This window comes from Shimia sp. MIT910701 (assembly GCF_047126315.1).
Lineage (GTDB): Bacteria > Pseudomonadota > Alphaproteobacteria > Rhodobacterales > Rhodobacteraceae > Shimia.
In genome coordinates this window covers 402,771-414,695 of record NZ_CP138953.1, presented here as the reverse complement: position 1 = coordinate 414,695, position 11,925 = coordinate 402,771, and the positions used below count along the sequence as shown (strand labels likewise).

Below are 11,925 nucleotides of genomic sequence, written 5' to 3'. Positions count from 1 at the left end.
CCATGAAAATCCTTCTTATTGGAGCGTCCGGCATGATCGGGCGCGCGGTCTCGCACGCCCTGTCGGCCGGCCATGACCTGATCACCGCCTCGCGCAGCTCCGGCGACCTGCATGTCGACATCTCCGACCCCGCCAGCCTGCGCGCGCTGTTTGCAAAGACAGGTCGGGTGGATGCGATTATCAGCGCGGCGGGCGACGGGGTGATGGCCCCGCTGGCCACCATGAGCGATGACGATTTCAATCGGACCGTGGACACGCAGATGAAAGGCCAGTTGAACGTGCTGCGTCTGGGCCTGAGTGCGGTCGCGCCGGGCGGATCAATCACACTCACCTCCGGCGTAGCCGCTCAAAACCCCATGCCATCCACCAGCGCAATTGCGGCCTCCTGCGCCGCGATCGAGGCATTCACCCGAACCGCAGCCACCGAAGTAGAGACCGTGCGGCTGAACGTGGTTTCGCCGATCTTTGTTAAGGAAAGCATGGAGCTTTTCGGTCTGCCCACAGATGGCGGCCTGTCTGCCGCCGACACCGCCAAAAGCTATCTCGCGGCCGTGGCCGGTGACATGCATGGCCAGATCCTGGCCACTCCCGACTTTGCCTGATCCCGAAAAAGGACTGCCAACATGAAACTCTCAATCCTCAAGCCCCTTGCCACTGCGCTTGCGCTGATTACAGCCACTGCCAGCCACGCCGCCGACACCGCAACACCCGTTATGGAGCAATTGACTGGCACCTGGTTTGTCGAGGTTACTGGTGTGCTACCCGATGGCGGTGCCTATCAGAACATCATGAATGTGGATGCCGGCGGCACCGTAGACATTGTGGGCGGCTGGATGTTCGGCGCCGGTGGGATGAAGTTCACTGACAGCCCGGCCAGCATCACCAAGGTCGACGGCAACGGCTTTGAAATCCACATGTTTGCCTTTCTCGCCGATGCCGTAACAGGCGCCCCCAAAGGTATGAACGTCACCGTCTATCGAGGCGAGATGCAGGATGGTGCTGACGCGTTCAAAGCTGAGGCGGATCTCTATTACTTGCCGTGCTCGGTTGACCACTGCCCGGCCCCAAACACCAAAACGCTCGGCTCGCCCGCCACGGTCGCGCAAGTTGTTGGCACGAGGCTCGCACTTCCCGGAACCCCGCAACGCTGATTCAAACCAATCATGACAGGCTCGGAAGAACCCGCTTTTTGGCGCGGTGGTGCCTGTCATACCGCCTCCCCTCATCAGGTGCTGAACAAACCGTCAGCGTTTACTGGGGCTTCTGAACGGCATCCGGTTCGCGGAGAAACAACTTTTTCCATTTGCAAGATATTCGCTTGACCTGGAACAGCTTGAACCCTTCCAACGGTGCGTGAGTTGTTGACGTTAACTCGCAAGTCACTGCCCTCAGATTGAACAGCGCCCGCGTTGGCTGGGTTAATCGAGTTTCCCTCTAGCGCAGCTTATTGCGCAGATGGGAGGTCAGACCCCACGCATGCTGATGGGAATAGGACTGCTGATAGGGCTATTAGGTGGTTCATGGAATGCTTCCGAAAAATTTTGGCGGATCTGCTTTGGGTTGATATTGGGTGACGTCATGGATCTCCCCACGTTCCGGCTCCCCAATTTAGTGAGTACCTGTTCAGAGTTTCATCCCAATGGAGATCAACTTCTTACCAATACGTTATGCGGAGGATCAGGGATGGAAACCGCCATGAAAATTGGGGAAGTAAAACTCTGCGTCCAAGCGTTTCACCGATGGAACAAGGCAGACGCAACCTGTCCTAGTTTTGGCTTCCAGAAGCGGGCACCGATTATGAAGAGGCAACGATAGGTGGCCCTATCGGAAGGGGAAAGCGCTTTTAACAGGTCGAATGGGTGCCCCAAAGCCAGGCTTTAGGGGAGCGCGCGGGGCCAACAAGGCTCAGAATCTGACGCCGACGGTTGTTTGGGGCGACCCTAGGTCGTTGCCGTCAATCACCGGGTCAAGACGAAGAATGGCGCGGCGTGTCGGAGTTTCTCGAAAACCTCTCTGCCAATCTCCATTTGGTCGATCGTGCCTTTGATGCCAACTGATTGCACCACCGCCTTAGGACAAGCCAGTTGGCGCCAGTCATGCGTCCGAAATGTCCCTACAAATCCCCGGTCGAGTTCGACGGCGAAGTCTCCAGTTTCTACATAAGTCTGAAAGGTAACTTGGGCGTAGCCACGTGGTTGCCAAGGCAGCCAACAGGTTCTCAGCTTTCAAAACAATCGCCGCGCCCATGATAGGGCTGCGACGAACGTCGGCAGCCCTAGTCATATCTTGCTGTGTGCATCGACTTAGAAGTCGAGGTTTTCCACGCTCAGTGCGTTTTTCTGAATGAACTCGCGGCGCGGCTCCACAACATCGCCCATCAACTTGGTGAAGAGGTCATCCGCCTCGGCTATGTCCTCGACCTTCACCTGCAGCAAGGTGCGGGCATCCGGGTCTAGTGTGGTTTCCCAAAGCTGATCCGGGTTCATTTCGCCCAGACCTTTGTAGCGCTGCAGCGTCAGGCCCTTTTCGCCCTCTGCCAGGATCGCCGCCAGAAGGTCTAGCGGGCCGTTGATGACTTGGCTGCGGTCTTTGCGCACCAGCGTTGCGGAGGTGTTGTAGACCTCTTGCAGGCTTTCGGTGAAGGTGCCGGATTTGCGTGCCTCGCCGGACCGCAGCATCGGGCCGTCCAGTGTGCGCACTTCTTCCACACCCCGCAGAATACGGGCCAGCTTGATGCCGTGATCCTGAGTGATGCGGCCAGTCCAGCCGCGCTCATATTCCAGGGCAATCAAATCCAGACGGGCGGCAACTTTGTCAGCCACACCCTGCAGATCCGCATCCACCGCGCCGGGCACAAAGGCGCCCGCGATGGCGGCCTGTTCCAGAATGTGGCGTGGATAATGGGTTGGGAAGGCGTCCAGCACTTGCTTGAGTTGGCGGGCCTCGGTCACAACACGCGCCAGATCCTGGCCGGTCATTTCTGCGCCGGAGCCCAGCTTCAGTACGGCACCCTCGATGCCCTGGTTCACCAGATAATCGTCCAGCGCCGCCTGGTCTTTCAGGTAAACTTCCGACTTGCCGCGCGCCACTTTGTACAGCGGCGGTTGCGCGATGTAGAGGTGACCCATTTCGATCAACTCCGGCATCTGACGGTAGAAGAAGGTCAGCAGCAGGGTTCGAATGTGCGCGCCATCGACGTCCGCATCGGTCATGATCACCACTTTGTGGTAGCGCAGCTTGTCCACATTGAACTCATCGCGGCCAATGCCGGTGCCAAGCGCCATCACCAGGTTGCCGATCTCTTGGCTCGACAGCATCCGGTCAAACCGGGCACGCTCAACGTTCAGGATCTTACCGCGCAACGGCAGGATCGCCTGGGTTTTCCGGTCACGTCCAGTTTGGGCAGAGCCACCAGCGGAGTCACCCTCCACCAGGAAGACTTCGGTTTTGGATGGGTCTTTCTCGGAGCAATCTTTGAGCTTGCCAGCCAGGAAGTTCACATCCATTGCGGTTTTGCGGCGGGTCAGCTCACGTGCCTTACGCGCGGCTTCACGGGCATGGGCCGCTTCTACAATCTTGGAGACGATCATCTTGGCGGTTTGCGGGTTTTCTTCAAACCACTCGGCCAGTTTTTCCCCCAGCAAGCCTTCGACCGCCGGGCGCACTTCGGAGCTCACCAGCTTGTCTTTGGTCTGCGAGCTGAACTTCGGGTCCGGCACTTTCACCGACAGCACACAGGTCAGGCCTTCGCGGGCGTCGTCGCCGGTGAAGCTGACCTTTTCTTTTTTCGCGATGCCGCTTTCCTGCGCGTATTTCTGCAAGGTCCGGGTCAGCGCGCCACGGAAGCCTGCGATATGCGTGCCGCCATCGCGCTGCGGAATGTTGTTGGTGAACGGCAACACATTCTCGTGGTAGCTGTCGTTCCACCACATTGCGACCTCAACCCCGATGTCGTCCTTTTCGCCTTTCACATAGATCGGCGCTTCCATTAGCGGGGTTTTGTGACGGTCGATGTATTTTACAAACTCATTCACGCCGCCGTCGTAAAACAGTTCGGTGCGCAGCGCTTCGGCAGGGCGTTCATCTTCGATGATGATGCGCACGCCGGAGTTCAGGAAGGCCAGCTCGCGCAGACGCTTTTCCAGCGTCTCAAATGAGTATTCGATGTTGGAGAACGTGTCGGTGGAGGCCATGAAGCGGACCTCAGTCCCGGTGCGATCACCACAGTCGCCGACCACTTCGAGGTGATGCGTACAGTCGCCATGCTCAAACTTGGCGTAGTGCTCTTTGCCGTTGCGCCAGATGCGCAGTTCCAGCCAGACCGACAGGGCGTTCACAACCGAAACGCCCACGCCGTGCAGACCGCCGGAGACCTTGTAGGAGTTGCTGTCAAACTTACCACCGGCGTGCAGCTGGGTCATGATGACCTCCGCCGCGGACACGCCTTCTTCCGGATGAATATCCACCGGAATCCCGCGTCCGTTGTCGCTCACCGACACCGAGCTGTCGGCGTGGATTTTCACGGTAACAGCGTCCGCATGACCGGCCAGCGCCTCGTCGATGCCGTTGTCCACGACCTCATAGACCATGTGGTGCAGACCCGAGCCATCGTCGGTGTCCCCGATATACATGCCCGGACGCTTCCGCACCGCTTCCAAGCCTTTGAGAACTTTAATGGAATCCGCGCCATATTGCTCGGGATTTTGCGCGTTGTCAGACATACATGTCGCCCTTTTTCATTTCCGGATTTTATATCGGGTTTGGGCGGGGATGTCACGCAAATGACAGGTATTTTTGTGATCTTACACAGGGGGATCAACGCGGTGTCGATAAGCTGGAAATCCCAGCCTCATCCGTGACTTCGACATATTGGGCCCGGTCTCCCAAAGCCTCAAACAAACCGACCTCCGTGCCGGTCATCCAGGCCTGCGCCCCAAGGGCACAAATCTCGTCATAGAGCGCCGCGCGGCGGTCGGGATCTAGGTGTGCTGCGACCTCATCCAAGAGCAGGATAGGTGCGGCGCCAATGTCGTCTTTCAGCGCCCGCGCATTGGCCAGGATCAGCGACACCAGCAGGGCTTTCTGTTCGCCGGTAGAACAATCTTTGGCGGGCACGCCTTTCTCACGAAAGGTGCCCAACATGTCGGTGCGATGTGGCCCCACCAACGTGCGCCCGGCGGCAATATCGCGGAATCGGCTCTCAGCCAAGGCCTCCAATAGGTCGGCCTCCGTCGCGGGCATCGCGCCTTCGCTTTGCATCAGTTCCAACTCCGCCACTGGGAAAGCAGTCTGCGTGGCCGCCTGCGCGTCCAGCAGGCGCTCCATACTGGCTTCGCGGGCTTGATGAATGCGAGCACCGGCCTCGGCCATCTGCCGCTCCAGCGCGACATACCAATGGGCATCGCTGATCTGCTCTTTCAGCAGGCGGTTGCGCTCCCGCATCGCCTTTTCATAGGCGAGACTGGCCTCGGCATGTTCCGGGTAGAAGCTGAGAGTCATGCGGTCGAGAAACCGCCGCCGCCCCTCGGCCCCTTCGATCCACAGTCGATCCATTGCTGGGATCAGCCACAACACCCGGCAAATCCGCCCCAACTGCGTCTGTGGCGCGGCTTTGTTGTCGACATGCACCTGCCGCGCGGCGCCGTTCTCCGAGCGGATGTCGATCTCGTAGGTTTGGTTGGTGGCTTGCAGCAGGCCGGAGAGTTTCCAGCCAATCGCCTCTGGTCGGCGTGTCATGTCTTCGGCACTGGCCCGGCGAATGCCCCGACCCGGTGAAAACAGCGACACCGCCTCAAGGATATTGGTCTTGCCCGCGCCATTGGGGCCAAACAAGGCCACAGGACGCGCATCACAGGTGAGCGCGCCCTTTTTGTGGGATCGGAAATGAGACAGGCTCAGGGATTTCAGAAACAGCTCAGACACGGGCCCGGCTTTCTCTTTCTTCAAATACCTGCGCCGCAGGCAACCGCGTCAGCGGTTTATACCCGCATCGGCATCACGACATAGACAGCGGAGGTGTCACCCCCTTCGCGCATCAGAGTCGGGTCACCGGCAGAGTTGAACATGAACACGGCGTTTTCGCGGTCCACCTGGCTGGCGATCTCCAGCAGGTATTTGGCGTTAAAGCCAATTTCCAGACGCTCGTCGTTATACGCCACAACCAGCTCTTCTTCCGCTGCGCCGCTGTCCGGCGAGTTCACCGACAGCACCAGACGGTCTTCGTCCAGCTGCAGTTTCACCGCGCGGGACCGCTCAGAAGAAACGGTCGCCACACGGTCCACGGCTTTGGCAAACTCGGCCGCGTCCACTTCCAGCTTGCGGGTATTGCCCTGCGGAATCACCCGGGTGTAGTCGGGGAAGGTGCCGTCGATCACTTTGGATGTCAGGGTGATGTTAGGGGTGGCAAAACGCACTTTGGTTTCGCTGACCGACACGGCGATTTCCATATCATCGTCGTCCAACAGCTTGCGCAGCTCGCCCACGGTTTTGCGCGGCACAATCACGCCGGGCATATCGGTGGCACCTGCTGGCAAGTCGGTGTCAATCCGCGCCAGACGGTGACCGTCGGTGGCCACAGCGCGCAGCGCTTTGCCGTCTTCACCATCAGCCACATGCATGTACACGCCGTTCAGGTAATAGCGGGTCTCTTCCGTGGAGATCGCAAACTTGGACTTGTCAAACAGACGGCGCAGCGCAGGCGCGGGGGCGGAGAAGTTGGACGAATACTCAGAAGAGGCCATCACCGGGAAGTCTTCGCGTGGCAGGGTCGCCAGCGAGAAGTTTGAGCGGCCGGCTTCCACGGTCAAGCGACCTGCGGCGCTGTCGTCGGTGAGGGTCACCAGCGCGCCGTCGGGCAGCTTGCGCACAATCTCGTGCAGGGTGGTGGCCGCCACAGTGGTGGCACCGGCGCGCTCGACCATGGCATTGGCCTTGTCGACCACTTCAATGTCCAAATCGGTGGCGCGGAATTGCACGGTGTCGCCTTCGGCTTCGATCAGCACGTTGGCAAGGATTGGAATGGTGTTGCGGCGTTCCACAACCGATTGCGCTTGGCTCACTGCTTTCAGCAGCACGGCGCGTTCAATACTGATTTTCATCCCATCACCCTCCGATTACCGGGACAGGCACCTTAACGAGGTGGTCTCACGGTACAAGTCTTTTCCTAGGTTTGTCTGTGAAGTCGCAGGGAGCGTCAAGCGCCAAGCGACCAAAAGAAAACACCGCGCCCAAGGGACGCGGCGTTTTGGTCACGTTTCACACGAAAACCTAGGCTTCCAATGTGCGGCGCAGCAGCTCGAGGTCCTCGGCAATCTGTCCATCAGAGTTGCGCAGCTCCTCGATGCGCTTCACGCCGTGCATCACTGTGGTGTGGTCGCGTCCACCAAAGCGGCGGCCAATTTCGGGCAAGGAACGGCTGGTCAGCTGCTTACAGAGGTACATCGCCACCTGACGCGGGCGGGCAAAGGTGCGCACGCGCTTGGGACCAATCATGTCGGACAGACGGATGTTGTAATGCTCTGCCACTTTGCGCTGGATCTCTTCGACAGAGATTTTGCGTTCCGAGGCCCGCAGCACATCGGACAGACAGTCTTGGGTGAGCTCCATGGTGATTTCACGACCGACCAGCGAGGCAAAGGCAAACAGACGGGTCATGGCGCCTTCGAGCACACGCACGTTGGTGGAGATGCGGTGGGCGAGGAATTCCAGCACGCCGTCCTGAAGTTGCAGCTCAGGATACTGCTCGCGGTAGGTGTCGACCTTGTTTTGCAAAATGCCAAGGCGCAACTCGTAGTCGGTTGGGTGCAGGTCTACCACCAGACCGCATTGCAGGCGGCTCTTGATGCGTTCTTCGAGGTCTTTGATCTCACCCGGGGCCCGGTCGGCGGAGATGATGATCTGTTTGTTCTGATCCACCAGCGCGTTGAAGGTGTGGAAGAACTCTTCCTGGGTGCTGTCTTTGCCCGCGATGAACTGAACATCGTCGACCATCAGCACATCCACAGAGCGGAACAGCTCTTTGAAGTCCATCATCTTGCGGTCGCGCAGGGCTTGCACAAAGCGGTACATGAACTGTTCTGCGGACAGATACAGCACGTTCAGATCCGGACGCTGGGCCTGAAGCTCCCAGGCAATCGCATGCATGAGGTGGGTTTTACCCAAACCTACGCCGCCATAAAGGAACAGCGGGTTAAAGGTCACCGGGCCGCCTTCGCCCACGCGGCGCGCGGCGGCATTGGCCAGTTCGTTTGGTTTGCCCACGACAAAATTGTCAAAGGTGAAGCGGGCATCCAGCGGCGCGCCGGTCATGCCCATGTCGCCGTTGTCAGAGGCCGCGCTCACGGCTGGCTTTACGGCAGCGCTGGCTTTTTGCACAGCGGCTTTTGGTGCGGCCGCGGCACGCGGTGCAGTGGTCTTGGCGGCCACTTTGAACTGCAAGCGCTGCACGTCTGCGCCGTTCTGGTTCAGCTGATGCAGGATCAGATCGCCATAATTTTGCGATACGTAGTTGCCGATGAAATTGGTCGGCACATGAAAGGTGGCCACGCCATCTTTCAGTTCGGAAAAATTGACAGGCTCAATCCAGGTTTTGAAATTATTTTGACCCACAGTCTTGAGTAGGCCTTGTCGGATGTCGCCCCATGCGTCGTCAGTCATCTGTCCCCGTATTCCTTCACACGTCTTTAGTGCCGGGCTGTGCCCGGTCTCTGCCTTTATGTCCCGTGACACATCCCGCCAAGGTGCCGCGAATGGCAAAGCTGCGTCAGGCAAAACACAACCATGCCGGAGGTCCCTACTCTCCGGTTGCGTGTTGCCATCGGCGCGCTGATGCGCTGCTTTGTGGAACAGGTGAACACCCCGGAAACCATGGCAACCGCACTCTCAATAAGCGCGGTCTGCTAAGTCACCCAGTATGGCAAAGCCACCGTGTGTCGGCGTCTGTCCCCCCCAAGGCGAAATGAATCGCTGAGAGAACCTAACAAGCTGGTGCCAAATCCGGCAACTGAACTTCGATCTTGACTCAGGCATTCGCCAAAAAGAATCTATCCACAGGTTATTAAGTGCCTGTAATAAAACAATCTTAACGAAAAATTTGATCCGTTCTAAGGCGAGGCATTCACAAGATTATCCCCGGGCGTTGTGGATGGAAAAACCGCTCGGACTCGGCTCTAAAACCCCGATTTTGTCTGCCTTTTGCGGGCAGTGGCCACATCTGGTTGTTGCGCCTCTGCCACAGCCGTTTTGCCGACCGGCGAGTCGCAAAAAAGGAATCGCCCACAGTTTCAGCACGACTCACTTACATCGGTTTGACCCTCTGGGTTGATCGACGTCCGCCCGCTCCCTATCCGGCTCTTGCTTGCACCAGCCTGTCCGTGCATTAACAGCCAGATGGCAAAGCAACTGGATTACCATACCATCCGGGAGATCTTCTCCCGGTTTGAGGCAGCCGAAGCCGAACCCAAAGGGGAGCTGGACCATACCAACGCTTACACGCTGGTGGTGGCTGTGGCCCTGTCGGCGCAGGCCACGGATGTGGGCGTGAACCGCGCCACCAAAGAGCTGTTCAAAATTGCGGACACCCCGCAGAAGATGCTCGACCTTGGCGAAGAAGAGGTGATCGAGCATATCAAGACCATTGGGCTCTATCGCAATAAGGCCAAGAATGTGATCAAACTCAGCCGCATCCTGGTGGATGACTACGGCGGAGAGGTGCCCAACTCCCGCGCGGCGTTAGAAAGCCTGCCGGGTGTGGGGCGTAAGACCGCCAATGTTGTGCTGAATATGTGGTGGCGTTATCCGGCGCAGGCCGTGGACACGCATATCTTCCGCTTTGGCAATCGCTCCGGTGTGTGCCCCGGAAAAGATGTGGTGGCGGTGGAACGGGCCATCGAAGACCAAATTCCCGTGGACTTTCAGCTCCATGCCCATCATTGGATGATCCTGCACGGCCGCTACGTGTGCAAAGCACGCAAGCCCCTGTGTGGCACCTGTCTCATCCGTGATCTCTGCCTATTCGAGGACAAAAACTTATGACGCAATACCAAGTGGTTGGCATCGGCAATGCCGTTGTTGATGTGATCAGCCAATCTGACGACAGCTTTCTGGACCTGATGGGCATTCAAAAAGGCATCATGCAACTGGTGGAAAAAGAGCGTGGCGAAATGCTCTATGCGGCGATGACCAACCGCAAGCAGGCGCCGGGCGGTTCTGTCGCCAACACGCTGGCGGGCCTAGGGGCACTGGGCCTGTCGACTGGGTTTATCGGACGGGTGAGTGATGATGCGCTGGGGCAGTTTTACGCCAGCGAAATGCAAGCGGACGGCACCGATTTTGTGAACCCGTTGGTTGAGGACGATGAGCTGCCGACGTCCCGGTCGATGATCTTTGTCTCCCCGGACGGCGAGCGCTCGATGAACACCTATCTGGGCATCTCGTCCGAAGTGGGGCCGGACGATGTATCCGATGACGTGGCCGGCAAGGCGCAGCTGCTGTTCCTTGAAGGCTACCTCTATGACAAGCCCAAAGGCAAAGCCGCTTTTGAGCGGGCCGCGAAGCTCTGCCAGGACGGCGGCGGTAAAGCTGGCATTGCTCTGTCTGATCCCTTCTGCGTGGAACGTCATCGCGATGATTTCCGCCGGTTGGTGAAAGAACTCGACTTTGTGATTGGCAATGAACACGAATGGCAGTCGCTCTATCAAACCGACCTGAGCGCGGCTCTTGAACAGGCGGCCCAGGACTGCGGCATGGTTGTGTGCACCCGGTCTGGTCAGGACGTTGTGCTGCTGAGCGGTGACGAAGAGGCCACCGTGCCGGTGAATGAAATTGTGCCTGTGGACGCCACCGGTGCGGGTGATCAGTTTGCTTGTGGTTTCCTCTATGGTGTGGCCACTGGCCAGTCGCTGGAAGTGTCGGGCAAAATGGGCTGCATCGCGGCGGCAGAGGTTATCAGCCACTATGGCGCGCGGCCTGAGGCGGACATCAAAGCGCTGTTTCAGAAGGCCGGTTTGATCGGTTAGAGAGCTATCTCAAAGTTCTGCGCTGGTGGTGAAGTAAGACGCCTCTGGCGGGGATATTTGGGGAATGAGAAAACAAAAGGCACCCTGATACCTGCCGGTCGACATTGCGCGATGCTTACAGGGTATCAGGGTGTCTTCTCATTCACGGCCATCGGCTTCCCAGCCTGTTCCGCAAGAACATCTTGGCAACTTTTGGTTAAGGGCGCCTTAACGTGCTTCTCATTCCTGCAATATCCCGGGATGAAATGGGCCATCCGGCCCAAGAGGGGCTGGCCCCTCTCATCGCAGTGACGCGAGTGCCATATCTGCCAATTGGGCGCTGAGTTCTGCCACAAAAGTCTCTGGCTCATCTGCGCGCGGGCGATACCAGAACACCGGTGCGTTGATCAGAAGCAGCAGCGATTGCATCGCGATGGAGGTGTTTTGCGTGCGGAAGCTACCGTCTTGCATGCCGGCTTGCAGGACGTTCCGAAACAGGTTCTCGTACGCCTTACGCTCCTGTTGGATTTGCGCAAACAGCTCCCGTTCCAGAGCAGTGGTCGATTTCTGTTGCACGCCGACATAGGACTGAATGATCACCTTGTGATAGGGCAGCGTGCGCAGGACCTCGGGAATATGGGTCAGGACCATCTGCCGTAGGTTCTCTTCCGGTGCGGCGTCCGGGGCAATCACCGGCGGCACTTTTTGCAGTACAAAATCCGCCGCGCGTAGGCAGACTTCGGCCAGAAGCACACCTTTGGAAGGGAAGTGATGATAAATCCGCCCCTTCGTGGACCCAAGCTGACGCGCCACGTCGTCAATTGACGCGGTGTCCGCCCCCAACCGCATAAAGACCTCGGCGGCGGCATCCAAAACCTCGGCCTTTGAGGCGCTCATCGCTGGTTTCTTGGTGTCCGCCATGGGGCCTCAC

At 58.5% G+C, this 11,925-nt stretch carries 9 protein-coding genes; 4 read left to right on the top strand and 5 right to left on the bottom strand.

Translation table 11 applies throughout. The features are described from left to right. Positions 1 to 2 precede the first annotated feature (2 nt). Positions 3 to 602, top strand: coding sequence for a short chain dehydrogenase (locus SIB38_RS01995; RefSeq protein ID WP_294115712.1), 600 nt, complete (start codon positions 3 to 5; stop codon positions 600 to 602). A gap of 21 nt (positions 603 to 623) precedes the next feature. Then, on the top strand, positions 624 to 1,151 hold the full coding sequence (locus tag SIB38_RS01990) for a hypothetical protein (RefSeq protein WP_412551228.1): 528 nt from the start codon (positions 624 to 626) through the stop codon (positions 1,149 to 1,151). 1,152 nt (positions 1,152 to 2,303) lie between these two features. Here SIB38_RS01990 and gyrB read toward each other — a convergent pair. The 4 genes from gyrB to dnaA all read right to left on the bottom strand — a co-directional run bounded on the left by gyrB (position 2,304) and on the right by dnaA (position 8,655). Further along, on the bottom strand, positions 2,304 to 4,721 hold the full coding sequence (gene gyrB, locus SIB38_RS01985; protein WP_294115716.1) for a DNA topoisomerase (ATP-hydrolyzing) subunit B: 2,418 nt from the start codon (positions 4,719 to 4,721) through the stop codon (positions 2,304 to 2,306). Positions 4,722 to 4,815: 94 nt separating this feature from the next. Continuing rightward, positions 4,816 to 5,922, bottom strand: a complete 1,107-nt coding sequence (gene recF, locus SIB38_RS01980) for a DNA replication/repair protein RecF (protein WP_294115718.1) — start codon at positions 5,920 to 5,922, stop codon at positions 4,816 to 4,818. 56 nt (positions 5,923 to 5,978) lie between these two features. Next, positions 5,979 to 7,097, bottom strand: coding sequence for a DNA polymerase III subunit beta (gene dnaN / locus SIB38_RS01975; RefSeq protein WP_294115720.1), 1,119 nt, complete (start codon positions 7,095 to 7,097; stop codon positions 5,979 to 5,981). A gap of 169 nt (positions 7,098 to 7,266) precedes the next feature. After that, positions 7,267 to 8,655, bottom strand: a complete 1,389-nt coding sequence (gene dnaA, locus SIB38_RS01970; RefSeq protein ID WP_412551226.1) for a chromosomal replication initiator protein DnaA — start codon at positions 8,653 to 8,655, stop codon at positions 7,267 to 7,269. 732 nt (positions 8,656 to 9,387) lie between these two features. Here dnaA and nth point away from each other — a divergent pair. Continuing rightward, positions 9,388 to 10,032, top strand: coding sequence for an endonuclease III (gene nth, locus SIB38_RS01965; RefSeq protein ID WP_294115726.1), 645 nt, complete (start codon positions 9,388 to 9,390; stop codon positions 10,030 to 10,032). Next, positions 10,029 to 11,015, top strand: coding sequence for an adenosine kinase (locus tag SIB38_RS01960; protein ID WP_294115728.1), 987 nt, complete (start codon positions 10,029 to 10,031; stop codon positions 11,013 to 11,015). Before nth ends, SIB38_RS01960 begins: the two co-directional genes overlap by 4 nt. A 279-nt stretch (positions 11,016 to 11,294) precedes the next feature. Here SIB38_RS01960 and SIB38_RS01955 read toward each other — a convergent pair whose 3' ends face one another. Then, positions 11,295 to 11,915, bottom strand: coding sequence for a TetR family transcriptional regulator (locus SIB38_RS01955; protein ID WP_412551225.1), 621 nt, complete (start codon positions 11,913 to 11,915; stop codon positions 11,295 to 11,297). Positions 11,916 to 11,925 lie beyond the last annotated feature (10 nt).

Coding starts and splice junctions, on each gene's coding strand:
- SIB38_RS01995 (WP_294115712.1), top strand. CDS start 3: ATGAAAATCCTTCTTATTGGAGCGTCCGGCATGATCGGGCGCGCGGTC.
- SIB38_RS01990 (WP_412551228.1), top strand. CDS start 624: ATGAAACTCTCAATCCTCAAGCCCCTTGCCACTGCGCTTGCGCTGATT.
- gyrB (WP_294115716.1), bottom strand. CDS start 4,721: ATGTCTGACAACGCGCAAAATCCCGAGCAATATGGCGCGGATTCCATT.
- dnaN (WP_294115720.1), bottom strand. CDS start 7,097: ATGAAAATCAGTATTGAACGCGCCGTGCTGCTGAAAGCAGTGAGCCAA.
- dnaA (WP_412551226.1), bottom strand. CDS start 8,655: ATGACTGACGACGCATGGGGCGACATCCGACAAGGCCTACTCAAGACT.
- nth (WP_294115726.1), top strand. CDS start 9,388: ATGGCAAAGCAACTGGATTACCATACCATCCGGGAGATCTTCTCCCGG.
- SIB38_RS01960 (WP_294115728.1), top strand. CDS start 10,029: ATGACGCAATACCAAGTGGTTGGCATCGGCAATGCCGTTGTTGATGTG.
- SIB38_RS01955 (WP_412551225.1), bottom strand. CDS start 11,915: ATGGCGGACACCAAGAAACCAGCGATGAGCGCCTCAAAGGCCGAGGTT.